The sequence below is a fragment of the Pseudomonas sp. S2_F07 genome (genome assembly GCF_054668325.1).
In genome coordinates this window covers 5,965,949-5,988,582 of sequence record NZ_CP162758.1, presented here as the reverse complement: position 1 = coordinate 5,988,582, position 22,634 = coordinate 5,965,949, and the positions used below count along the sequence as shown (strand labels likewise).

The following is a 22,634-nucleotide window of genomic DNA, read 5'->3' as shown; positions in this document are numbered from 1 at the left end:
AGTAATCACTAGCTTGGGTTACCAGAAACCAATGCTGGTGGGGCAGCTTGGCCAAGACGTGCCTTCCTCTATCGAAGCTGGCGCCCGGCACCCGTTACGTTGTCTTGATCAAGCGGCAACACTACTGAACATCTCTCAGACAATGCCTGATATCCACCACCCGCCTTGGAACAGCTGCTCTGGTCAATGTATGCAACGTTACAAAACGGCTAGCACTACTTGAGGTGGGTCCCAATCGTGGCAAATGATGAAGGGTATGAAAGGAAGTGCTGTTCCATCAATCTGGCGTGACTTGGAGGCATGTTTCGAACTCCAATGACTCGAACATGCGTGTGAATTCGGCAACCGCCGGCTGGATATCCAGATCAAACGAGTTATCAAAATCGTCACGCCGCCCCAGGAAGCGCTCGCACATTTGGGACAGCCAATAGGGGGTGATGAGAGTGAAACCGCATTGATCAACAATGGTGCCGGGCTCATGATACGTCGCTTGTACTATCAATCTAAACCGCTCCGCCGGTGCGGGTTCGGGCGATTCGACCTCAAAGAGTTCCTTCAGGCGCAGTTCGTCTGACAGTACCCCTTCTTTCAAATCCAGAATTAAGCTGACAAACGTATCAGTCTCGGGAGATCCGCTTAGGCGAATGTTTTTAGCGAAATTAACAGTACGAGAGACCAACCTGGTAGTTTCACGCAGGCAGCGCGCCACATTAGAGACATCAAAGAGATCGATCGTATGCCTAGATTTTCTCGAGCCTTTAGTGCTCGCCGATAGCCCTCCAGACTCCTCGACGGGCTTATGAATAACATTCCAAATCGGGTTTTCGAGAATAATCGCTTGTTTTTCGGCCTCGACAGCCAACTCCTTGGTGGGGAATCGTTCGACTTCAATATAGACGATGTCATTGGCCCATCGAGATGACCGACGGTGCTGCGACAGCCTAGAGATGGTGCACAGAGAGATTCCAACATACAGAAGCCTCTTTGAGGCATCGAAATGTCTGTAAAGCTCTCTACCGTTGTCGTCTCGCCTACTCATTTTTAATTGACGTCCAACTGATCCAGTTTCAAAAGTCTACTATTGCTTGTGTCGGATGCTCCCCCCAGATAGAGAGAGAGCTCTAACACCTGCAAATAGCGCAGTTGACAAAAAAATTCATTCCTGAGGTGCGGTCGCCTCATCAGCCTTTAACTGATGCCCCGAAACCTGCACTATTGCCGGCTTTTTTCGCGACAGGAAGTCCGACCATGCAAAGGATTGTAATTCTGGGCAATGCTGGTAGCGGCAAATCTACCCTCGCCCGCGCCCTCGGTAAGCGACTTGGCCTGCCCGTGGTGCACTTGGACACACTGTTCTGGGAGCCCGACGCTGAGCAGTTTCGCGCACGGGTCAGCGAAGCGATCGCACCGACTGCCTGGATTTGTGAAGTAAGCGTCTGGGGAAGTCACCTTCCGAACTCCAGCATTAAGGGCGATGGTGTCCGCGTATTTTTAAGCGGACGCTATCGGCCTTAACGTCAGGAGTTCCATGCGCCATCGAAGCTCTTATCCGAAACCCTTCAAGGCCCAGGTTGTTCAGGAATGCCTGCAACCGGGCGCAACCCTATCCAGCGTCGCCATCAGCCACGGCATCAACGCCAACATGATCCGCAAGTGGCTGCCGCTTTACCGAGACCAGCCGCCAGCAGCGTTGCCGGCTTTCGTTCCGTTGAGAGCTGCACCCAAGCGGCAGACGGAAGCTTTGGCGATTATTGAGCTGCCGCTTGGCGAGCAATCGATCACGGTGAAATGGCCGATGTCTGATCCTGAAGGCTGCGCTCGCTTTGTCCGTGGACTCACGCAATGATTCGCATCGACGCCATCTGGCTTGCCACCGAGCCCATGGACATGCGTGCCGGCACCGAGACCGCGTTAGCCAGAGTGATCGCGGTGTTCGGTGCGGCGAAGCCGCACTGTGCTTATCTGTTTGCCAACCGCCGCGCCACTCGTATGAAAGTGCTGGTGCATGACGGGATTGGCGTCTGGCTGGCTGCTCGTCGATTGAACCAAGGAAAGTTTCACTGGCCAGGCATTCGACTAGGCTGCGAGATGGAGCTGGATGCCGAGCAACTTCAGGCTTTGGTGCTCGGTCTGCCTTGGCAACGCGTTGGGGCTGGCGGTGCAATCACATTGCTCTAGAAGCTGTAATTAGCGCCTCGGCCTGCTGCCGCAGGCGATCCGCTTTGGTAAAATCCAGGGCATGACTTCCTCGCCCAATCTCGATCAGATGACCCCCGACCAACTGCGCGCTTTCGCTGCGCAGTTGCTGTCCCAGGTTGATTCGCTCGGACAGCAAGTCGACAGGATGGGCAAGAAGAACGACCGCGACCAAACCATCATCGAGCAACTCACCCACGAAATCGCCTGGTTCAAACGTAACAAGTTTGCCAAGCGCAGTGAGCAATTGAGTCCCGACCAAGGCAGCTTGCTCGACGACTTGCTCGACACCGACATCGCGGCCATTGAAGCCGAGCTGAAGGCGTTGAATCCGCCGGCTGCGCAAGCTGAACCACGCAAGCAGCCCAAGCGTGTTTCCTTGCCTGCGCAGTTTCCGCGTACCGTGATTTATCACGAACCCGACAACATCCAATGCGCCTGCGGCTGCCAGCTCCAGCGGGTTGGCGAGGACGTCAGCGAGAAGCTGGATTACACGCCGGGCGTGTTTACGGTGGAGCAGCATGTGCGCGGGAAATGGGTCTGCCGCGAGTGTGAAACACTGACTCAGGCACCGGTTCCCGCCCAGGTCATCGATAAGGGCATCCCGACGGCAGGGCTGCTGGCTCACGTGATGGTGGCCAAATTTGCCGACCATTTACCGCTGTATCGGCAAGAGAAAATCTTTGGCCGCGCCGGCTTCGCCATCGCCCGATCGACACTGGCGCAATGGGTCGGTCAAACCGGTGTGCAGCTCCAGCCCTTGGTCGATGCGCTACGCGAAACAGTGCTTGCTCAAGGCGTGATCCACGCTGACGAAACGCCGGTGCAGATGCTCGCCCCGGGTGAGAGGAAAACGCATCGTGCTTATGTCTGGGCCTACTGCACTACGCCATATTCGGCGCTCAAGGCGGTCGTTTATGACTTCAGTCCAAGCCGTGCGGGAGAGCATGCACGCAACTTCCTTGGCGCGTGGAATGGCAAGCTGGTTTGCGATGATTTTGGTGGTTACAAAGCAAGCTTCCAGCAAGGCATCACTGAAATCGGCTGCATGGCCCACGCCCGCCGCAAGTTTTTTGATCTGCACGCGACGAACAAAAGCCAACTGGCCGAGCAGGCGCTGCACTCAATTGGTGGGTTGTACGAAATTGAACGGCTGGCGCGGGAGATGACCGACGAAGAACGCTGGCGAGTACGTCAGGAAAAAGCGGGGCCCCTTATCGACGCACTCCATACCTGGATGATGGCCCAGCGCGACCTTGTACCCGAAGGGTCGGCTATCGCCAAAGCTCTGGATTACAGCCTCAAGCGCTGGATGGCACTGACGCGCTATCTCGATGACGGTGCTGTGCCCATAGACAATAACGCGGTCGAAAATCAGATAAGACCGTGGGCACTTGGGCGCTCCAACTGGTTGTTCGCCGGGTCACTGCGCAGCGGCAAACGGGCGGCAGCAATCATGAGTTTGATCCAGTCTGCGCGCATGAACGGGCATGATCCGTATGCTTACTTGAAGGATGTTCTGACTCGCCTGCCGACGCAGCGGGCGAGTGAGATTACGGAGTTGCTGCCGCATCGATGGGCGCCCATTCAATCACGCAAGGCGTGTTGGCCGGACATCTAGAAACAAAGGAATTGCCAAACGCCAACGGACTTCCTCTTCATTCCTTTTAGTCGAGATTGCGCGAAATATTGATGCTGTAACCGGTGCTATCCGTAGGCAGCTTCTTCTTGGCGAATCCGTTGATAACGAGGTAAAGCAATGGGCCAATCGATACGAAGACTGCCGTTATCAGAAAGTAAGGCACAAGAGAGACCGCAGATCGGCCTTTGGAACGAGCGTCCCGATACATCCAGATGCAAGCGAGGACGCCGAGCAGGTAAAGGTCAATAACTACTTGGGCAGTGTCCGGGCTGGATATTAACTCCAGGCCGAAGTCGATGAGCGATTGATCGGCAACGAACATGGTACCCGCCGTATACAAGGAAAAAATCACCAATGTGGCAAGTGAGAGGTAGGGTCTTTTCATTTGTCCTCCTTGAGCAAGAAGCGATGATCAACGCTGACAAGGTAGTGATATTGTCACGACGAGATCAATGACCTCACAGGTCATGGACTCAGCCAATTCGCGCCGTCAGAGTCGAACAATGAGCCCCCGACCTTTTCCTCGAACGACACCCTCCATCACTGCAAGTGAGCAGTTGCGTCAACTGCGACGTCAGGCAAAATTGAGCCAACTCGACCTCGCCTTGATGTCAGGTATTTCTCAGCGCCACCTCAGCTGCATCGAGACAGGGCGCGCCAAGCCAAGCCCAGGCACTCTGCATAACCTACTCATGGCACTCGATGCGCCTCTAGAGCACTGCAACAGTGTCTTTCTCGCCAGTGGTTATGCACCGCGCTACGAAGCAACACCTCTTACCTCGCCAAGCATGGAGGCTGTTCGTGACGCTATAACTCACCTCCTTCATGCCAACAACCCCGCACCAGCGATTGTCTTGGGGAGTCAGTGGGAGATATTGGCAGCCAACGCCAGCACTGGAGTGCTGTTCGATCTGGTCGGCCTGAGTGCCGATGCGGCAGAAGGCCTAAATCTGTTGGTAACGCTGCTGGAGCCTGGAGGGTTGGGCGATCATCTGAACAACGTCGAGGAAATCAGATTGATTGCTTGGCAAAGGGCAGCTAGAGAGGCCCTGAGCAACCCGGGGCTCGCTACGCTTCTGAAAAGCCTCCCCATGCCTCAAGAGGCTTCCACGTTGACAAACGAACTGCCTCCGTTGGTACTGACGCGGCTCGACTCAAGGCACGGGGAACTGAAATTCATGTCAACTTTTACAACATTTGGCATGCCTCTCGACATTACGATGGAGTCGCTGCGTATTGAGCATCTGATTCCTGCCGACGCGAGAACCTGGGAAGTCATGGCCCGAGCCTATGGACAATTGAAATGCTGATGCCCTTATCTTCGGTTCAACACATTCATAGGTGTGTTCGCCAGACGCTTACTTTGTGAAGGCAACTATGCCCAGCGTACCTTCGATCTTCGCCTGCCCCGTCCCGACTTGATCATCTGGCTCGATACACCGCGACTCATCTATTTCACCCGGGTGATCATGCGCAGCATATTGAAACGTCCTCGGTCTGACCTTGCAGCAGGTTGGACAGAGAAGCTCGACCGGGCGTTCTTTACCTTTCTGAACTTCGTGTGGAATTTCGATCGAGGCTACCCGCCCAGATATCGAGGTGGTACGTCTGGCCCCATAGGCCCACAGACCCCGATGGTGCACTTGCGGCATCGCCAGCAAATTGCCGCACTTGTTGATAACTTGCCCCCAATGCCTCAAACCTTTCTTGAATAGGTGGACAGCGGCACTCGACACCCAAGGTTCTGTAGAGACACCCGCACTCGTACGCGTTGAGGTACAAGCAGAATCGGACGCTATTAAGAACGCCCGATATGAGTCCAGGCTGTGTGAAAACACATGCGCCGTTTTGAAGTCTGCGGTGCCATGTAAAATCTGCCAGCGTTTGGTTTATCAGCAGCCCGAAAATTTGCGTAGGAACACGATTTTCGCTCGAGTCCTAGCTACTACCAAACCTGCTCAAAAACGTTTTCACACAGCCTGGGTCGGTTGCGGCCCTACGCAACAGACAGTAATCGGCCGATTGTGTTGAAAAAGTCGGCTTCGGTTTCTACGGCAGGAAAGTACGCGTCTGAAATTGAAATCCGTGTTTTGCGTAGAAGGGTCAACACAGATTTGACGTAGCAGCGTGCAAAAAAAGGCGCTTTCAGCGCTCAATGCAAGGGTAACCAAGCCGGGTCGATTTTTTCAACACAATCGGCCAGAAGGGACAATCGGCAACGCCCACCTGACGTCGTTAAAAAGTATCCGAAATGTTGACAAGATCGATCACTAGCGCTTCCAAGGTTGGGATCAGCCACTGAATTTCTACTTCCTCGTCCGATCCCGACAGGAAAGAAAAACTGTGATCAGGCCGTTCTGCATGTGCAATCTTATTACGTACAAAGTACATGTATTTGACACAGAGAGTACTCAGAACGTCGGAATCGCGGATTGTCCGTAAATGTGTGTGTGTTGCAATATGCGACTGGATTGCCGGCATAGCACCTATAGAATTCAGATGTGCTGCACGAACAGTTAAAGAATCACGGTAGATCTCAAGAATACGATGATCCTCAACCCTCAAAATGCTGTCTCGCAACATGGCGGCTTTTTTTATCGTTCCGTGATTGTTCTGAATCATCTGAACCCATCTCAAGTGCAACCGTATATTAACGGTCGTAAGTGGGGATACTTGCTTTAGCGATAGGGGGAAAAGCTGGGGAAATTGCTGGATATGATCCCTTAAAGCCACATGACATTCGTGATCGCTACTCTTTTTCGCGAAGGCGCGATAAAGCGCATTGAAAGCGCGCCAAAGCCGCTCGAAACGATCAAAGGGACTGTTTGAGTCTAATGACCTAATGAGATGAGTTATTGCATAAAGCACCGCTCGCCCTCTTAATGTCTCCTCTAGAAGCAAAGCAGCCTTTGCGTGGACAATCGCCTGTAGGGCTGCCAAATCAGTCCCCTTGGAGACTATCTGCTTTAGATCTTTCTGGCCCAGCGAATGCCGTTTTTCCCGAGCACTGCCAACATACTGAGTTATCGCAATTTCCCGGATAGGCCTGGGATTTCGCTCCAAGACGTAGTACAGGCATATTGCTTTGATAATTTGTTTGTAGAATGTGCTGTTATGCTGCTTGAGTGGTTGCTGCTGCGTCGTTGTTCTGCTCGACTCGATGATCACGACTTTATTGTACCAATGGAGCACGTCGGCACTAGCGTTGCTGGAACGGTAAATTGCGCTCCCGGAAAACAATTTTTTCTTGCTTGCACCGCAAACAAACTTTATTTCTATCCTACTGCTCGACATATTTATCCTTAATTATTTTGATGCAAAGGTGGCGTCGCCTGTTCCGCACATAATCAAAATTCCGCTGGCCTTTATCCGGCTGATTTAAGAGCTCAGGATTAGCTTACTGCCACGCACATAGTATAGGGAGTGTAATTTTAAAACACTTCCGACGACTCCTCGCTAATAGAGCGACCCCTTTCAATGTTGACAAGTTAGCATTTCGACAATCATCTCATCGAATATCGGCACTGCCTTTTCCAACGCATCAAGCACGGCGATCAGCGGCTCGAACAATTCATCGTAGCTGTCATCCCCCCACGCATCGGCAAGCTTGGCATGGTCCAGTTTGAGGGGAAGATGAAAGTACGGATCGTCATAAATGAATCCGAGTGGTTTTAGATAATCGGCATACTTTTGAGCGACTATTTGCAGGGATTTTTTCCAAGCCTTCTTGCCTTCAAAACCCAAGTCTTTCTCAGCCACAGAAAACCACAGACTCACGCTCGTTGAGGCGACACCACAAAGATTGGCAAGACAATAGTTTTGGCTTTCTTCTACGGTTGCGATCTCATACCAAGGATTAGCCCTATCACCGCCTTTTTCATCTTTAAAACTCCATTTTGGTGGGGCTATCCAATAACCAACTATATCCTCACCGTCGACCATAGAGCTCCAACCATGATCATTAGCCCACGTCTGGATCAATTCAGAAAAATTAACCAGGACCTCTGGCTCAAGTTCTTGTTCGAACAAAACGGCAGCCTGGTTAAATAATTGCAAATCCCCGAGAATCATGCGACCAGCTTGCTTGTTGTGATTCATGAAAGACTCCTCGATCAAAAAGCGCGCACATGGCGCAGGAAAGTTTCAGCCAGCCGGTAACTGAATCCCTGAAAGGCCGGATTAGTGACTGCCATGCAATCAAGTGAACGCAGTAATACGCGAGCCAGCTCCTTCCATGAAAGATTAACCACTCGGCGGCTGTCCAGTTCGACGATGTTCCGCGATGCACGACCATCCGTAGTTAAATAGATGACGGCCCATGGTAGGCTGCCGGCGCCTAATTCTGCTGCTTTGACATATCGCAGGATTTGCTCCGCCCCCTCGGGCGCATCAATTTTTGCTTCAATCAGCAGATAAAAAGCTCCACCTAGACTGTTACTACGAAGTTCGATATCTACCCTATTGTTACCATCGCTATTCAGGCAGGCCTCACGTATTACGCTGACACGGCCCAATGGTGCATGCGGAATCTGCATCTGAGTGCGATGCACCCGTGCCATCATAGCGCCTAGTAGCACATCGCCTAGACCATGATCACCAGCGGGGTCAAGTAGCCAAGCAAGCACCGCCGTACTGCGCACTTCGTCCCTACCCAGCCGGGCGATTCGCCATGGATTACAGAATCCGCCCGCAGCCCGTAGGTATTGGAACGGGGTGCGCATGCCGTCGAATAAGACGGCCAAAGAGCACACATCGATCTCTGCCGGAGTTAGCGCCATGCGATTGAGCGCCAGTGCGTCCGGGGGTAAAGCCCGCAAGGCGTGGAAAAATCCAGAAAGATGGACCGGACTCAACGTAAGTATCTTAGTAGCTGAGGTAGGCGGGGGCAGGTTACGAAGGCGATCAAAAAAGTCGCGAAGTTTTTCGGAGCTTCCAGTGCTCATCAACGTTCCTCATAAGCCAGTATTTAGTCCAGATGATGGCATTTAAATATCGTTGAGGCATAGTCTTGCAATTTTTTTCTGGGCTCGAACCTCTGAATAAGATCTGAAGGCACCCGCCTACGAATGTTCGATACAGGGTTAGTTCCGCAGCAGGACTTTTCATCCTGAAAGCAGCTCCGGAGGGTTTGTAGGTAAACGACCGCAAAGGGGCAACTGATGCCCTTCGCGGCAGGCAGAAATCGGCCGATTCTGTTGAAAAAGTCGGCTATGGTTTGCGCATCAGAAAAGTACGCGTCCGAGATTGAAATCTTTACTTTTGGCAGAGGCATCTGGACTCGAATTTCACGTAGCAGCGTGCAAAAAAAGGCTTTTTCACCAGTCAATGATCAGGGAGTCTTGGCGGACCGACTTTTTCAACAGAATCGGTCAGAAACGGACACTCGAAGTCACATAGAAGATCAGCGCCGATCCATCGCCTAGCTGCATTGAACCCTATTTTTTTGCTTCAAAGACCTTGCTGCAGTCGTTGCAGCGATAGGACCTTGTCCATACTAGATACTTCTTAGAGGTGTCCTTCCTACCCGATACCATTCCCAACGCCAAGAGGAGAAGAAATCCACCAATAGCTATCGTGATAGGGAGGCGAAAAAAAATCAGTCCCCCACCAAGGATCACCAAGATAAGGAATGTCCTAATACCAAAGTTCGTTGGCGGTTGCAGCGACTTATCCAGTTTATCAGCCTCGTGAAGGACCTGAAGGGAATTGCAATTAGAGCTACCGCACTTTGGGCACTGACGAATCATGGTCAATCGGTCTACCTGTGATCGAGGTTTATTAGATCAGGCGTGTTAGCACGCGGCGGCGAGTTCTCAGTCTTCCCGTCAACCCTGCAACATCTCTCTAACTCAATTTGTATTTGGTGTGTTATCCGAAGCTATGCTGAAACTGCCGTCCGGTCTGAGCGGCATTTGAAGCCCTAGTTGGTTGATGTAGACGGCCTTGTTGGTGATTTCGTGGCGAATAACTCGGTTCTCGAACACCACAGGCTCAGTCATGAACTCCACGAACCTATCGTTCGATATTACCCAGTAGTTGGCCCCAGCAGCCTCCTTCAGAATCAGGTTGTCGGCCTTGGTTTTCGTGGCCACGACATAGACGTTTACCTTGTCGCTAAACAGGTTACGAATCTCATCATGCCCCATACCCAGCTTCCGACGAATGGAGGCATCGAATACCACGGTGACCGGGTACCTCTCAGCAAGTTGATCGGCTACAGCCACAACGGCTGCCGCTCCAATGAAATCGCTTTGCATATAGCACAGGTTGCTACCATCAATGACGATGCCCTCAATCGTCATGGTATGACGTCTCACGATATCGCCCTGCCTGCTGATGAGTTTTTTGTAGCTTCTTTCAAACTTTTTGAGTTCTTTATTACAGCGATCTATGACCTTGCGCGGCTGGCTCTCATTGAATTGATTCTGAGATTTTTCGTGGACCAGCCGCCTTTCGCTCCCATCTGTGGCTTTAGTGAGCTCAGATTCAAGCTGCTCTGCATTGGCTATGTCTCTTCCCAGAGCGCCAATGCTATTGCGCAAAGCGTTTAAATCGGACACCAGGGGTTGTAACTCTAGGTCTAAGGCCTCTTTGGGGACACGGACCTTACTCAGGCTAGCGACTAGCTCCGCTTGCTCCTTTTCGTGATAGGCCAGTGCTTCGCCATAGGCGTCGTGATATGTAGAGTGCTCTAGGAACACCTTGAGCTCTTGCTGGAAGTCGTAAAGGTTCTGACGCGCGTCAGACTCCTGTTTGCGGGCATGTTCAAGATCCTTGAATTGCTTGACGGCCCTCACCTTTGACTCATCACGATCCCGCCTCAGCTTGGAACTGCTGCCATTTAGCAAGCCTTTGACACTCCATTTTTGGGCGTCGACGGCCGCTTCGGCACGCTCTCGCTCTTCATCCAGTTTTTGCTGATGTTTAGCGCAAGCCTTAACCATCGACGTCACTTCGGCATATCTTTTCTGCGCCGTAATAACAGCCTGCTCCAATGCCAGCCTATTAGCCGGGTCATAGATTTCGTATAATCCTCGGCTCTCTCTGACCTTGAGAGCGACGGCCTGGAGTGAAGCGGTAAGCCTGTTGAATTCTTGGTCGTACGGGTTATGAGACAAAACGGAATTCCGGAAATCATCTAATGCAAAGCGAATGATGCTAGGCCCTCTGACAAAGCTGCTCTCAAATTCCAAAAGCTGATTTGTCTGCATTGCCTACCCCTCGCAACATAGGGATGGAGTTTCGTACGTAAGCACCTGGTTCGCAAATAGTAATATTCTATCGATAGTTGAAACTTAGGCGTCGATTATATTTATTAAGGTGTCGCTTCGACTGCGATAAAAGTTAAGAGCGCTAACCTTGAATCGAAAATTTTTAGTTGAGTTTTGCACATTAAGCAAAGGCATTACATGACATGCTTGTTTATCGTTTTTGGACAATGAATTTCGAAATAACCTAATTTATATGCCTTCTGCAAGTCTAGCTAGCGTGTACTCGTTTAATGGCCTTTCGTATGGCGCGTGAAAACATACAAATTTATGAGCCTCTCGCTAGGAAGTACGGGCGCATGCTGTTTTATGTGAGTTACCCCTTGATCGCTTAGACGCCATCGAGCGGCAGCAAAGGATCGAGTTCGGCCTGTCGCGACCAACGCAAGCCTATCGTGATGCCTAGAAAAGCTGGGGGGATTCACTCATTGCTGGACTTCTACCACAATCCCCTCCGCTAACAAGCGTCTACGGTGCTCTTCCGATATGTTGGAAAGCCCGCTGACTGGATCGCTTAATACCACGTCACCTGTCAGTGCGCAGACCATGAAATTGCTGGCTCCAAGATCCACGTCAACGTCTGTTTCCGCAATGTATTCAGGGAGCAGGCGTTGCATGGCTTCGACGGCCTGTCGCGTGCAAGGCTCGATAGGGGCATCGTCCAACTTTGCCAACAGAACGTGCTTGTCTTCCGGTGAGGCTAGCAGGTCTCCGTCATCACTATCGGTCAGATGCAGCAAGAGACGCGCGACGGCCGCTTGCTGATTAGGGTAAGTCTCTAGGCTATCCAGATGTTCTAGATGGGCCAACCAAAGGTAGTCGGGGTAGCAGTCATCGTTTTGATAAAGCGCGACGGCGCCATAATCGGCCAATAGTCGGACTACACCTGGTATACCGAACTTTTTCGCCTTTGCTGCGAAGTCATGGGTGGCGTTGTCGGAAGACAATCGATACACCGAGTCAGACGTTTCGCCCTCGAAAAGGACGCTAAACGAACCTAGATTGATGATCTGTTTTCCGACCAGGGGCGAGCGAGAGCGAACCGCTTCAAAGACCTCCCCCTCCAAAACTCGCTGATGCGCAATGTCCATCCAACTATCTCCTGCTAATTCTCTAGATCCGGTTACCCTTGGACAGGTTGCAAGGTTCACAGAGTAACTGCAGATTTCTGACAGTGTTACTGCCACCGTGGGAAAACGGGACGATATGGTCGAAACACAACAACTTTCGAGACTCACACTGTACGCAAGCTCCGCCGTCCCGTTGCCAGACTTCACGCTGCACGGCCCGGGGAATAGCCTCCCTGCGCGGGGCGACGGGCTTTGGTGCAGGCATACTCTTCATATCGACGGGGATAAGCACGCCTTCGGCGCTAGCCTCGCTCGAGGCGCTAGACCGAGGTGCAGCATTCACCGAAGGCAGGACGACCTTGGCGGCAAAGGCCTTGATATATGCCACAACGTCATTGAGCTCGGCATCGGACCTCAAAATCAACTTGAGCGCAGGCTGTCCTTTTTCCAGGCCCGCGGAAGCATGGGTGCCGCTATGCCGTCCTGAGTCGCCCGCGTATTCCAGGGCTATTTCCGGTACTGGTTGATCGTCGGGCGGGTAAGGCAGCCAAACAAACGCGGCATCTTCGCGATTGGGTTGGTCTGTTTGAACTACTACCCCAAGTCCCGCAGTATTGAAGGCGGTGACTTTCACGGTGGTTCGGTCCGGGTTGCCGAACTCTTGGTGAAACCGCTCGATGACCTGATCTTTGAACACTCAACATTTCCCTTTGCCAATAAATTCGAGATTCGCTTCCAAGTCGTCCGGTAGCGCTTTGGTTTCGATGAGGCTTATGCCAAGACTATACGAGCTGCCGGGGATTTCGTAATTGGCCAGAAACAGCCACTCGAAAGGGGGCAAATCGGCATGTATTTACAGCTCGCCAATAGACGTAAGTCGAACGCACAGGCTACTTCACTCCTTCCAAACCTCAGCCGCTAGCGGTAACCCGCGCCGTATCAGCACCCGCATGGCAGTCCTGCAGAATGGCAATGACTTGGGCAAGATCATTTTTAAAGAGCCGGCCTTTTCCGGTCGTTCAACCTTTCTGAAAGAATTCGAGGGCATCACTGACCTGACGTTTCAGGGCACTGACCTCGACATTCAGAAGATCAAATTTGCTGTTTTTAGAGAGGTCAACGACGTGGGAGAAATCTTCCAGGTCTATACCGCAGGGGTCCATCTGGACATCGTCGACAACAGCCCCGTTTTCACCTATGTCGAACCGGATATGTCGGTGAACTCGGAGAAGGTGCGCGGCACCCACCAGTTCCTTGGCAACCTGCTGGCCCGCCCGTATTTCGCGCACTGTTCGATGGCGGAACGCGCCGATCAAGCGGCAGACCAGGCGCTGACCTGGCTACTCAAGATCAACCAGAAACACGAGGTCGGCCTGCTAATCGGCTGGAGCACCGCGGCGCACCTCAAGACCCATTTCATGCACCTGCACAGCCAGTTCCCGATTCTCTGCCTGTGGGGCAGCGCGGGTTCTGGCAAGTCGAAGACCGCCGGCCTCATCACCTGGCTCAATGGCACCGACTACATGGAGAAAGACACCGGGGTCAGCGCCCCGTCGACCTCGCCCTACGCCATGCTCGAATACCTGTCCAGCACCACGACGATTCCGCGCATCGTCGAAGAGTTCAACAAATCCAAAATGACCTCCAGGGGCTACAAGGATGTGGGGGAGCGGATTAAGCAGGCCTGGAACGGCGAGGCAACTCTTAAAGGCCGGTTGTGCAAAGGCAACTTGGGGCGCACCAATGCCGAAGCCATTGCCATTCCATTGTCGTCACCGCTGATCGTGATTTCTGAGCAAGAGATCGAGGTACCGGCAATCCAAGAGCGCAGCATTCAGGTTCATCTGACCAAAAAGAAGCGCGGCCAGTGCCGGGAACACTTCTTCCAGGCCAGCAAGCACCGCGAAGACATCCGCCGCTTGGGCAAGGCGCTCATGGCCAAGGCGCTGATTACCCCGCCCGAAGTCATCGACGGGCTGATGAAAAAGGCCTCCACGCTACTGCCCGAGGGAATGGACGACCGCCCACGCTACTCGCTGCAGGTGGTCCTGATCGGCCTCTGGCTGTTGCGTGAAGTCTGCGAGGAATTGCGCTTGTTCACCGCCCTCAAGACCCTCGACCCAGTGATCAAGACGGTCATCGAAAGGTTTGCCGGCGACGGCGACGGCTATGTACAGAGTGAGATTGATCTGGTCATGCAAAAGATCGGGGTCATGGTGGCGATTTCGCGCGGCGCAGATGAGACTGGCACCGGCATGGCGTACCTGAACGAAGGCCTACACTACACCGTAACGTCCGAGTACCTGATCCTCGACCCGGTGCTGTCCCATGCCAGTTACACCCGCTATTGCAACGTCAACGAACGTACCACGCCGGTGATCAACACCGGTGCGCAGTTCCTCAAGTTGATCACCGAAGAGCCCTATTACATGAAGTACGAGCCGTTTGCCGGTATGGGTGGCGGCCGTCCGATGTTGTTCCTGTCGCTGAAAATGCTTCAGGAAAAGAACATCGACATCAGCCTGCTCGGCTGGGGAGGTACGAATGCAAACGCCAACTTTAGCTGAATACTTCCAGCGCGCCGGCATTGATCGTTATCTGGCGGTGACCCCGTTCGTGCAGTTGGACAAGAAACCGTTCAAGTCCAAAGTACGAAAGCCAAGCCTCTGCGTGCATAACCAGTGGTACAAACTGCCCCCTGAACCGGGCATATGGAAATCAATACTGGCGGGGGGGACCGCCCCGCATTACATCTACACGAGCAACCTTAAGCGGCTTGGCGTCACCAGCAAACACTGGGACCAAGTTAGCAGTGTGAACGGCGAACACACCCAGCTCAACTTGATGCAGAAAGTCTTTGCTCTTGACGACGAACTGGCCACAGCCGGGAAGTCGATGACAGGTGCAGTATGAATACGGCCTTTCTGCTAATGGCCCAGTACAACGGCCAGGCAATCATCCCGCTTGAGCGTGTCTGCGCTGACTATTTCAGCCATCTGACGCCGGAGAAAATGAAGCTCAAGGTCGCGGCTGGCCAGATAGACCTAACACTGGTGCCAATGGAGAGCAGCCAGAAATCAGCGCGAGGCGTCCACCTGTCTGACCTGGCTGATTACCTCGACGCTCAGCACACCAAGGCTAAGGCCGAGCACGAAAAACTGATGGGCCGAGGTATACACCGAGTGTCTTAATGCGACCTGGCCCCAATCACGGGGCCAGTTACCACTCTCTCCAACCACGGCCAATCTTTGTACGGGTCGCCATTCCCCCGCAGATGCGTATAGCGTCGCATCGAGTTCCAATCTCGGTGGCCCGACACGCTGGCTACTTTCGGAATATCCCACCCCATTTCAAACAGCCGACTCACGCCATCATGGCGCAGGTCGTGAAAATGCAAGTCTTCGATTTCGAGGAAATGACAGGCCCGGGTAAAGGACGCGGATATGGATCTGGCATTATATGGAAACACCTCGTCGGCGATCTTCGGCATGGACTTCAATATCTTCCACGCCTCGTCCGGAACATGGCACCAAACATCGTTGCCATATTTCTGCCCGGGGTTCTTCATGTCGGTGATCAGCACCGACTGGCGAGCCTCGTCCATGGCGTCCCAACGAATCCGGGTGATCTCTTCCTGTCGACGCGTGGAAAACATTGCGAAAGCAGTCACCCGGACCATGTCGATCTCTTGCTTACGACGTGCCCGCATATCGACAAAGTAGGCCAGGATGCTGTCGAGTTCTTCCAGCGTGGGCCTGCGGCCTCGCTCCTTGCTCTTGGATACGGCGCCCATCTTGCGCAACACGCGGCGTGCGTCCGGCATGGCCAAGGGATCGATTTCATATCCCCAAGCGGGCCGAGCAATAGATAGCACCGCGCCAAAGTGTGCCAGATCGTTGCCAACGGTCTGTGGTTGAACGCCGTCGCTCTGCATCCGGTCGTTGGCGTACTCAACCAGCTTCTGGCTGGTGATGTCCTTGTCTTCGAGCTTACCCAGCCAGGTTTCGCTGATAGCCTTGAGGGTGGCGCGCTTGGTCTTGCCCAGTGGCCGGAGTTTTTCATACTCCCCGAGGTAGCGCTCGATCATTTCTTTGACCGTCACGCCCTTACGATGGGCCTTGGCAATCGCACCAGGTTCGGCCATCTCCGTTTCGCGCCGCTTGATCCAGGCCTGAGCCGTGGTCTTACGGTCGAACGTCTGGCTTTCCTGATAAACTGTCACACCCTTTTGCATGATACGGATCTGCGCGGTGTACGCTGCAGAACCATCCTTGCGCTTGCGAACGGTGATTGATCCCATGAATTTTGCTACACGACAGGTTTGAGTTGCTACATTGTAGCAACGACCTTTCTAAAACAAGCAAAAACAGTGGCAAACAGCAGCAAATGAGAAGTAGCTAAATGCAGACGAAACCCGCAGAAAACCTAGCCTCCCCAACAGATTCGGTATCCAGGAGGTTTTCTGTTGCGCCCATGATGGACTGGACCGACCGCCACTGCCGCTTCTTCCTGCGCCTGCTGTCGAAAAACGCCCTGCTCTACACCGAAATGGTCACCACCGGTGCCCTGCTCAATGGCGATCACGAGCGTTTCCTGCGGCACAACGAAGCCGAGCACCCGCTGGCCCTGCAGCTCGGTGGCAGTGTTCCCCTGGACCTGGCCGCGTGTGCGCGCATGGCGCAGGAGCATGGTTACGATGAGGTGAACCTGAATGTCGGCTGCCCGAGTGATCGGGTGCAGAACAATATGATCGGCGCGTGCCTGATGGGGCATCCGCAACTGGTGGCCGATTGTGTGAAGGCGATGCGGGATGCGGTGTCGATTCCGGTGACGGTCAAGCACCGTATCGGGATCAACGGGCGGGACAGTTACGAGCAGCTGTGTGATTTCGTTGGCACGGTGCGGGATGCCGGGTGCACCAGTTTTACCGTGCACGCGCGGATTGCGATTCTGGAGGGGTTGTCGCCGAAGGAGAACCGTGACATCCCGCCCCTGCGTTATGACGTGGCGGCGCGGTTGAAGGCGGATTTTCCCGAGCTGGAGATTATCCTCAACGGCGGGATCAAGACGCTGGAGGCCTGCCACGAGCATTTGCAGACGTTCGACGGTGTGATGTTGGGCCGCGAGGCGTATCACAACCCTTATGTGATGGCCGAGGTGGACCAGCAGCTGTTCGGCAGCACGGCGCCGGTGATCACCCGTGCCGAAGCACTGGCGCAGTTGCGGCCGTATATCGCTGCACACATCGACGCCGGCGGTTCGATGCACCACATCACTCGCCATGTGCTGGGGCTGGGGACCGGGTTCCCGGGGGCGCGCAAGTTTCGGCAGTTGTTGTCGGTGGATATCCACAAGGCCAAGGAGCCCCTGGCCCTGCTGGATCAAGCTGCCGGGTTGCTTGAAGGGCGTTAATGCCCGGTTGTTCTCGCCATTTCAGCCAGGCGGTTTGATCCGCCTGGCTCGCCTGTCAGTTGGCGGCCGCTGCCGTCCAGTTCACCCAACCGAATGCCCAGGTTGCCAGGATCAACAGTCCGAAAACGATCCGGTACCACGCGAAGGCGGCATAGCTGTGGTTCGCAATGAACTTGAGCAGGCCGCGTACGGCGATCATGGCGAAGAAGAACGCTGTGACGAAGCCCAGGGCGAAAACCGGCAGGTCGCCGGCCTGGAACAACTCCCGGTACTTGTAGCCTGAATACACTGCCGCACCGACCATGGTGGGCATTGCCAGGAAGAACGAGTACTCGGTGGCGGCCTTGCGCGACAGGCCAAACAGCAAGCCGCCGATAATGGTCGATCCGGAGCGGGAAGTGCCCGGGATCATCGCCAGGCATTGCGCGAAGCCTACCTTCAGCGCATCCGACCAACGCATGTCGTCGACATGGTCGACGTGCACCACGTGGTCTCTCTGCTCCGCCCACAACATGACAATGCCGCCCACGACCAAGGCGACTGCCACGGTGATCGGGTTGAACAGGTAGTGATGAATCTGGTCGGCGAACAGGACACCCAGAACCACGGCCGGAAGAAAACCGATCAGCAAGTTCAGAGTGAATCGTTGTGCATTGCGTTGGGTCGGCAGTCCTTTGACGATCTCTGTAATCTTGCGGCGAAACTCCCAGACAACGGCAAGAATTGCGCCCAGCTGAATAATGATATTGAACGCCATGGCGCGTTCACCGCCAAATTCCAGCAAGTCCGCAACAATAATCTGGTGGCCCGTACTGGAGATCGGCAAAAACTCAGTCAGGCCCTCTACCGCGCCCAGGATCAACACTTTGAAAAGGGTCCAGAAATCCATCAATCCTCCATCAGACCGTTCTTTGGGAACGATCCGTCAACTGCACTCAGATATTGAGTAGCTCAAGCAAAACATTCGACACATCCACACCCATTATCTGATGTAGCGAGGGAGAATATGTCTTATTAAAAGGCACACTCAAGCCATGTTAATAATCGTCCGAGTACGAACACCCTGGAAATATATTTAGGTATTTAGTGGAAAAAAGTCTCGCCACTCAATAAAGTGTGATCGCTCTCACACTATTTGTGTTTCTTAGTGGATTCAGCACCTTGGCATGAATGGTGGCACGTAGTGGGCCAAACAGTGGCAAAAGGACATAAAAAATTAATCGCCATCGTTTCAAAATAGTGGCACAATTCCATATTGCCACCATCTAACGACGATATTCCACTAGTTCAGTTCGCCGAGAAAATCAACTAAAAGCTTGAAAAGCTTAAGTATTGTTAAAAAACTCGGGAGCCACGTCTAAAATTCGCGTAAATGTTACCAATTGTCAGTCACAGATGAGAACCGGTGCTTTAACATCCCGATGTCAGCACCTATTCGAGTCAATGCATGATGCTTACAGGGAACTTAGCGACTAGAAGCCAGCGCCAGACAAACGATGAACCCGGAGTTCTCACTCTGGGTCGTACCCGTGGCGTGGCTGAACATTTTAGAGCGCTAGTCGCAAGGCATGTGCGGACCGATATGGCACTAGAGGCCAATTCCTACACTAGTTCATTCAAGAAGAATGAACGCTCTGGTTCGTATCGCGCCATCTTCATCATCATCGACAGCCCCCAGGCCCTCGAGGAAAGCCTCGCGCTAGTGGAAAACCTGCGCAACGGCAACTTGAAACCCATCATTTGCGCGGTCATCACGGGCCGAGGCACCTACAACAAGATCAAGTACTATCTTGCGGGGGCCGACTACTGCATCAAGTTCAATACCCTTTCCGATGAAAGCTCTGAGTTGCTCGCCGAGTTCTTCAGCAGTGAAGAATGGCAAAGAGATATCAATTTGATATTGGACCCTACCCGTATTTGCCTACTGGGCACCAGCAAGAAGCTGGACATCTCCTTTGCGGAAATGAAGATCCTGGAAGCCTTTGCACAAACCAGTAACCACATACTAAGTCACGATGAAATTGCCAACATCATGGGGCTCAACAGCAACTTTTATGACCCCAGGGCGCTGGAAAAATCGATCAGTCGCCTTCGTGGAAAAATCAAGGACACCTATGGCACAAACGCTATCCAGAGCATCCGCGGGCATGGGTACCGGTTGATGAGGGGACTGATTTCAACTCTCTGACACACCGAAAAGATGGCGCTTTAGCATCAACTTTATCAACCATACAAAGACCTCGGCTTCAGCGTTTCTTGTATTTCATACCAAAGGCACTTATCGATTCCATGACCGTGGCAACATCTAACCATAACAATAAAAGTTTATTCTATAGCAGCAGATCGAGTGGAACCCATCGAGGGCCAAATTTGGGCCCAGACCCTGCCTTTCGACTACTTCCCAGGGAGTCATTGCTCCCCTGCCGATCATCTTTTAGCCAAATTTGGTGTGTACTTCAGGAGAGAGACATGGAAACTAGTACAACCCTCCCAAGGAAATACTTTGTCGTCGTGACCCACAGCACAACGTCGCAGCGTGAACTTGAGACCATCCTGTCCAGTGAGCGCTTCAACTCGTTTGGCACCTCCCAGGCACAAATGTTTATTGAAGGCGTTGCTTCACCCTCTTCCGCACCTGTGCTGATGGAGTTCAGCTACCCAAGCGTTTCAAGGAAAAACGTAGCGCGCAGTATCGAACATGATACACAGCGACTACTGGCGACCCTGGAATCCGAATGGCTGGCAGCGCAATCGACGAATCCATTCCACAGCATGCCGGCAACGACCGGAGCAGCCAACGATATTGCGCAAACCATTGAGGGCGACACTCCTTACAGCGAAGCCTGGCAACTCGACAAGGATCAAAGCGCCTTGGTAAAAGAGGGCGTCGAGATCAGCCTGACCGGATTGGAAGCCGCGCTGGTAAAGAAAATGCTGCACCATGAAGAGCGTGTCGTCAGTCGAGACGAACTGATCCTCAGCATCGGCAGGGAGCCAGAACAATATCGTGGCCTGGAAATGTGCCTGAGTCGGCTGCAAGACAAATTCAAAATGGCCAGTAACGGTGAACGACTGTTTCGCGCAGTAAGAAATCGTGGCTATTGCCTGATCCAGGAAGTCGTGGCGTAAACACCTCCACCCTTAGCGAATAAAACAAACAGAAACAGTGCGACTACAATAATAAAAAAGCACTCTGTTTGGTTTCAACCTCCGCGCTAGTCAGACCGCCCTCATCCCCTCCCCTCCTACAATACCAAAGACCACTCTAATTATTCACCCTCTTCCATTCGACCTTTTCTAACGCTCGGCTTTTTCTAAAATTCTGATAGTTGGCACTTTGCCACCTTGTTAGAACTCGTCAGACAGCATCTCCGCCAATAACTTAGTCTATTGACTGACGACAGTTCGGCATATCGACGTTGTTACCTCAGGACACTCGCTATAACAACAATAACAAGTCTGTTTAACAACTCGGATTTCAACTGTCGAAACCTGAATGGACGTCTTTTGGGGATATTGTATGGATCTTACTCTTAGTATCAATCGAAACACCGGCCTCAAGGGACTTACCTTTTGGGGGCAATGGGCGCTGGCACAGGGCTTTGTAGTTTCCCTGTTGTTCATACTTGCCGAGCGGCACACTGGAACGGTCGAGTTCTATTACCGGATGTGCGCAACGCTCGCCGTACTGGCCTCGGTTCCGGCTTATACGTTCAGCGGTGTGTACCGCAAAAGAGACAATTATCTGTCAGGGCTGGGACGCCTGTTCATGGGCTGGTCCATGACGATGGCCGCGCTGGCGTGCATCGCGTTTATCTGCAAGGCCGATGAGCTGTTTTCCCGACAAGTCATCCTGGGTTGGGCGGTGTACGGTTTCCTCGGCCAGGCGTTGCTGTATGCGCCGCTGCATGCGTTCTCGAAGTTCTACCAGCGGTCACGCAAAAGCGAGCATAAAACCCTGATCGTCGGCACCGGTGAACTGGCGCTGGGATTGGCGAACAAGCTGAGCGACCTCGAAAACCTGCCGTTGGTGGGCCTGGTCAGCAACGGCGCCCCTCCCTCACTGGAGCCGGGCGCACCCAGCATCGTCGGCGCCCAGGAAGACCTGCTGGAACTGATCAAGACCCATGACATCCGTCGTTTGTACATCACCCTGCCCCTGTCGGAAGCGGCAAAAATCGAAGCCATGTACGTCGATTTGCTGGATGCCAACGTTGACGTGGTCTGGGTGCCGGACTTGAACAGCCTGACGCTGCTCAATCACTCGGTGAAAGTCGTGGACGGCCTGCCGGCGATCTACTTGAACGAAAGTCCGCTGACCAGCCGGCCCACCGCCGCGCTGAGTAAAAGCCTGGTGGAGAAAAGCGTGGCCCTGTTGGCCATTATCCTGCTGAGCCCGGTGTTGCTGGTCATCGCCCTGGCCGTGAAGCTCAACTCCCCTGGCCCGGTATTCTTCAAGCAGGACCGCCATGGCTGGAACGGCAAAGTGATTCAGGTCTGGAAGTTCCGCTCCATGCGTGTGCACGATGACCATGAGGTCAAACAGGCCAGCCGCAACGACTCGCGTATCACCGCCGTCGGACGCTTCATCCGTCGCACTTCGCTGGACGAATTGCCGCAACTGTTCAACGTGCTGCAAGGGCAAATGGCGCTGGTCGGCCCGCGCCCTCACGCCGTCGCGCACAACAACTACTACTCCGGGAAGATTCTCGCCTACATGGCGCGCCATCGAATCAAACCGGGCATCACCGGCCTGGCGCAGATCAACGGTTGCCGCGGCGAGACCGACACCATCGACAAGATGCAGAAGCGTGTCGAGATCGACCTCAAGTACATCAACAACTGGTCGTTGTGGCTGGACCTGAAGATTCTGGTGAAAACGCCGTTCACCTTGTTGTCGAAGGACATCTACTGAAGGTTTAGGGCTGCACAAGGCAACACCGCAAGGGGACGCAAGTCCCCTTTTTTGTGGCTGTGATTTGGGACTGCCCGGATTTATGGATCACCAAAAGACCAGTGTAGGAGCAAGCCTGCTCGCGATAGCGG

Annotated in this window: 21 protein-coding genes and 2 pseudogenes; 13 read left to right on the top strand and 10 right to left on the bottom strand. The window is 53.4% G+C overall.

The features are described from left to right. Nucleotides 1-277 precede the first annotated feature (277 nt). Nucleotides 278-1,039 (bottom strand): GIY-YIG nuclease family protein, encoded by a 762-nt coding sequence (locus tag AB4O40_RS27205; protein ID WP_460057134.1) that lies wholly within the window; start codon nt 1,037-1,039, stop codon nt 278-280. A gap of 209 nt (nt 1,040-1,248) precedes the next feature. Between AB4O40_RS27205 and AB4O40_RS27200 the strand changes: the two are divergent. The 4 genes and pseudogenes from AB4O40_RS27200 to tnpC form a co-directional block, all read left to right on the top strand. After that, nucleotides 1,249-1,428, top strand: a pseudogene (locus AB4O40_RS27200) (AAA family ATPase); the annotation flags it as partial. A 100-nt stretch (nt 1,429-1,528) separates the two neighbouring features. Then, on the top strand, nt 1,529-1,846 hold the full coding sequence (tnpA, locus tag AB4O40_RS27195; protein ID WP_414913366.1) for an IS66-like element accessory protein TnpA: 318 nt from the start codon (nt 1,529-1,531) through the stop codon (nt 1,844-1,846). Further along, nucleotides 1,843-2,178: an IS66 family insertion sequence element accessory protein TnpB gene (gene tnpB / locus AB4O40_RS27190; protein ID WP_047542313.1), complete on the top strand. Its 336-nt coding sequence runs from the start codon at nt 1,843-1,845 to the stop codon at nt 2,176-2,178. Before tnpA ends, tnpB begins: the two co-directional genes overlap by 4 nt. A 61-nt stretch (nt 2,179-2,239) precedes the next feature. Next, nucleotides 2,240-3,817 (top strand): IS66 family transposase, encoded by a 1,578-nt coding sequence (gene tnpC, locus AB4O40_RS27185; protein WP_414913365.1) that lies wholly within the window; start codon nt 2,240-2,242, stop codon nt 3,815-3,817. Nucleotides 3,818-3,863: 46 nt separating this feature from the next. Here the strand turns inward: tnpC and AB4O40_RS27180 are convergent, their stop codons facing one another. After that, nucleotides 3,864-4,223 carry a DUF2834 domain-containing protein gene (locus AB4O40_RS27180; protein WP_093215836.1) on the bottom strand — a complete coding sequence of 120 codons (360 nt, stop codon included), beginning with the start codon at nt 4,221-4,223 and terminating at the stop codon, nt 3,864-3,866. A 118-nt stretch (nt 4,224-4,341) separates the two neighbouring features. On the opposite strand from AB4O40_RS27180, the gene AB4O40_RS27175 reads away from it, so the two are divergent. Both AB4O40_RS27175 and AB4O40_RS27170 read left to right on the top strand, forming a co-directional pair. Next, the gene (locus tag AB4O40_RS27175) at nt 4,342-5,148 is read left to right on the top strand and encodes an MmyB family transcriptional regulator (protein WP_414913374.1); all 807 of its coding nucleotides are present in this window, start codon (nt 4,342-4,344) and stop codon (nt 5,146-5,148) included. A 51-nt stretch (nt 5,149-5,199) separates the two neighbouring features. Next, nucleotides 5,200-5,553, top strand: a pseudogene (locus tag AB4O40_RS27170) (P-loop NTPase family protein); the annotation flags it as partial. A gap of 520 nt (nt 5,554-6,073) precedes the next feature. Here AB4O40_RS27170 and AB4O40_RS27165 read toward each other — a convergent pair. The 6 genes from AB4O40_RS27165 to AB4O40_RS27140 all read right to left on the bottom strand — a co-directional run bounded on the left by AB4O40_RS27165 (nt 6,074) and on the right by AB4O40_RS27140 (nt 12,873). After that, entirely contained in the window at nt 6,074-7,132 is a 1,059-nt protein-coding gene (locus AB4O40_RS27165; RefSeq protein WP_460057136.1) for a hypothetical protein, read from the bottom strand. Nucleotides 7,133-7,312: 180 nt separating this feature from the next. Next, nucleotides 7,313-7,936: a hypothetical protein gene (locus tag AB4O40_RS27160; protein WP_460057139.1), complete on the bottom strand. Its 624-nt coding sequence runs from the start codon at nt 7,934-7,936 to the stop codon at nt 7,313-7,315. Between the two features lie 14 nt (nt 7,937-7,950). Continuing rightward, nucleotides 7,951-8,781, bottom strand: a complete 831-nt coding sequence (locus tag AB4O40_RS27155) for a PD-(D/E)XK nuclease family protein (RefSeq protein ID WP_460057142.1) — start codon at nt 8,779-8,781, stop codon at nt 7,951-7,953. A gap of 906 nt (nt 8,782-9,687) precedes the next feature. After that, nucleotides 9,688-11,049, bottom strand: a complete 1,362-nt coding sequence (locus tag AB4O40_RS27150; RefSeq protein WP_460057145.1) for a hypothetical protein — start codon at nt 11,047-11,049, stop codon at nt 9,688-9,690. A gap of 482 nt (nt 11,050-11,531) precedes the next feature. Further along, entirely contained in the window at nt 11,532-12,197 is a 666-nt protein-coding gene (locus AB4O40_RS27145; protein WP_460057148.1) for a hypothetical protein, read from the bottom strand. Between the two features lie 22 nt (nt 12,198-12,219). After that, entirely contained in the window at nt 12,220-12,873 is a 654-nt protein-coding gene (locus tag AB4O40_RS27140) for an HNH endonuclease (RefSeq protein ID WP_460057151.1), read from the bottom strand. Nucleotides 12,874-13,126: 253 nt separating this feature from the next. On the opposite strand from AB4O40_RS27140, the gene AB4O40_RS27135 reads away from it, so the two are divergent. From AB4O40_RS27135 to AB4O40_RS27125, 3 genes are read left to right on the top strand one after another with little or no spacing between them, the layout of a single operon-like run. Continuing rightward, nucleotides 13,127-14,743, top strand: a complete 1,617-nt coding sequence (locus AB4O40_RS27135; protein ID WP_460057154.1) for a hypothetical protein — start codon at nt 13,127-13,129, stop codon at nt 14,741-14,743. Then, entirely contained in the window at nt 14,721-15,089 is a 369-nt protein-coding gene (locus tag AB4O40_RS27130; RefSeq protein WP_460057157.1) for a hypothetical protein, read from the top strand. The genes AB4O40_RS27135 and AB4O40_RS27130 overlap by 23 nt, the downstream gene beginning before the upstream one ends. Beyond that, nucleotides 15,086-15,367 carry a pyocin activator PrtN family protein gene (locus AB4O40_RS27125; protein ID WP_460057160.1) on the top strand — a complete coding sequence of 94 codons (282 nt, stop codon included), beginning with the start codon at nt 15,086-15,088 and terminating at the stop codon, nt 15,365-15,367. The genes AB4O40_RS27130 and AB4O40_RS27125 overlap by 4 nt, the downstream gene beginning before the upstream one ends. On the opposite strand, the gene AB4O40_RS27120 is transcribed toward AB4O40_RS27125, so the two are convergent. Next, on the bottom strand, nt 15,364-16,476 hold the full coding sequence (locus AB4O40_RS27120; protein ID WP_460057163.1) for a tyrosine-type recombinase/integrase: 1,113 nt from the start codon (nt 16,474-16,476) through the stop codon (nt 15,364-15,366). The two genes, AB4O40_RS27125 and AB4O40_RS27120, sit on opposite strands and share 4 nt — an antisense overlap. A gap of 173 nt (nt 16,477-16,649) precedes the next feature. Between AB4O40_RS27120 and dusA the strand changes: the two genes are divergently transcribed. Continuing rightward, nucleotides 16,650-17,588: a tRNA dihydrouridine(20/20a) synthase DusA gene (dusA, locus tag AB4O40_RS27115; protein WP_056722071.1), complete on the top strand. Its 939-nt coding sequence runs from the start codon at nt 16,650-16,652 to the stop codon at nt 17,586-17,588. A gap of 55 nt (nt 17,589-17,643) precedes the next feature. On the opposite strand, the gene AB4O40_RS27110 is transcribed toward dusA, so the two are convergent. Next, the gene (locus tag AB4O40_RS27110) at nt 17,644-18,477 is read right to left on the bottom strand and encodes an undecaprenyl-diphosphate phosphatase (RefSeq protein WP_409079154.1); all 834 of its coding nucleotides are present in this window, start codon (nt 18,475-18,477) and stop codon (nt 17,644-17,646) included. Between the two features lie 558 nt (nt 18,478-19,035). Here AB4O40_RS27110 and AB4O40_RS27105 point away from each other — a divergent pair. The 3 genes from AB4O40_RS27105 to AB4O40_RS27095 all read left to right on the top strand — a co-directional run bounded on the left by AB4O40_RS27105 (nt 19,036) and on the right by AB4O40_RS27095 (nt 22,503). Beyond that, entirely contained in the window at nt 19,036-19,776 is a 741-nt protein-coding gene (locus tag AB4O40_RS27105) for a winged helix-turn-helix domain-containing protein (RefSeq protein ID WP_056722065.1), read from the top strand. A 281-nt stretch (nt 19,777-20,057) separates the two neighbouring features. Then, entirely contained in the window at nt 20,058-20,717 is a 660-nt protein-coding gene (locus tag AB4O40_RS27100) for a winged helix-turn-helix domain-containing protein (protein ID WP_056722063.1), read from the top strand. Nucleotides 20,718-21,108: 391 nt separating this feature from the next. After that, the gene (locus AB4O40_RS27095) at nt 21,109-22,503 is read left to right on the top strand and encodes an undecaprenyl-phosphate glucose phosphotransferase (RefSeq protein WP_056722061.1); all 1,395 of its coding nucleotides are present in this window, start codon (nt 21,109-21,111) and stop codon (nt 22,501-22,503) included. Nucleotides 22,504-22,634: the final 131 nt, after the last annotated feature.

What these genes read in the sequence shown, in the direction of transcription:
- AB4O40_RS27125 (WP_460057160.1), top strand. Translation starts at nt 15,086, where the DNA reads ATGAATACGGCCTTTCTGCTAATGGCCCAGTACAACGGCCAGGCAATC.
- AB4O40_RS27155 (WP_460057142.1), bottom strand. Translation starts at nt 8,781, where the DNA reads ATGAGCACTGGAAGCTCCGAAAAACTTCGCGACTTTTTTGATCGCCTT.
- dusA (WP_056722071.1), top strand. Translation starts at nt 16,650, where the DNA reads ATGATGGACTGGACCGACCGCCACTGCCGCTTCTTCCTGCGCCTGCTG.
- tnpC (WP_414913365.1), top strand. Translation starts at nt 2,240, where the DNA reads ATGACTTCCTCGCCCAATCTCGATCAGATGACCCCCGACCAACTGCGC.
- AB4O40_RS27160 (WP_460057139.1), bottom strand. Translation starts at nt 7,936, where the DNA reads ATGAATCACAACAAGCAAGCTGGTCGCATGATTCTCGGGGATTTGCAA.
- AB4O40_RS27100 (WP_056722063.1), top strand. Translation starts at nt 20,058, where the DNA reads ATGGAAACTAGTACAACCCTCCCAAGGAAATACTTTGTCGTCGTGACC.
- AB4O40_RS27180 (WP_093215836.1), bottom strand. Translation starts at nt 4,223, where the DNA reads ATGAAAAGACCCTACCTCTCACTTGCCACATTGGTGATTTTTTCCTTG.
- AB4O40_RS27105 (WP_056722065.1), top strand. Translation starts at nt 19,036, where the DNA reads ATGATGCTTACAGGGAACTTAGCGACTAGAAGCCAGCGCCAGACAAAC.
- AB4O40_RS27205 (WP_460057134.1), bottom strand. Translation starts at nt 1,039, where the DNA reads ATGAGTAGGCGAGACGACAACGGTAGAGAGCTTTACAGACATTTCGAT.
- AB4O40_RS27150 (WP_460057145.1), bottom strand. Translation starts at nt 11,049, where the DNA reads ATGCAGACAAATCAGCTTTTGGAATTTGAGAGCAGCTTTGTCAGAGGG.
- AB4O40_RS27175 (WP_414913374.1), top strand. Translation starts at nt 4,342, where the DNA reads ATGAGCCCCCGACCTTTTCCTCGAACGACACCCTCCATCACTGCAAGT.
- tnpB (WP_047542313.1), top strand. Translation starts at nt 1,843, where the DNA reads ATGATTCGCATCGACGCCATCTGGCTTGCCACCGAGCCCATGGACATG.
- AB4O40_RS27145 (WP_460057148.1), bottom strand. Translation starts at nt 12,197, where the DNA reads ATGGACATTGCGCATCAGCGAGTTTTGGAGGGGGAGGTCTTTGAAGCG.
- AB4O40_RS27120 (WP_460057163.1), bottom strand. Translation starts at nt 16,476, where the DNA reads ATGGGATCAATCACCGTTCGCAAGCGCAAGGATGGTTCTGCAGCGTAC.
- AB4O40_RS27135 (WP_460057154.1), top strand. Translation starts at nt 13,127, where the DNA reads ATGGCAGTCCTGCAGAATGGCAATGACTTGGGCAAGATCATTTTTAAA.
- tnpA (WP_414913366.1), top strand. Translation starts at nt 1,529, where the DNA reads ATGCGCCATCGAAGCTCTTATCCGAAACCCTTCAAGGCCCAGGTTGTT.
- AB4O40_RS27095 (WP_056722061.1), top strand. Translation starts at nt 21,109, where the DNA reads ATGGATCTTACTCTTAGTATCAATCGAAACACCGGCCTCAAGGGACTT.
- AB4O40_RS27110 (WP_409079154.1), bottom strand. Translation starts at nt 18,477, where the DNA reads ATGGATTTCTGGACCCTTTTCAAAGTGTTGATCCTGGGCGCGGTAGAG.
- AB4O40_RS27130 (WP_460057157.1), top strand. Translation starts at nt 14,721, where the DNA reads ATGCAAACGCCAACTTTAGCTGAATACTTCCAGCGCGCCGGCATTGAT.
- AB4O40_RS27165 (WP_460057136.1), bottom strand. Translation starts at nt 7,132, where the DNA reads ATGTCGAGCAGTAGGATAGAAATAAAGTTTGTTTGCGGTGCAAGCAAG.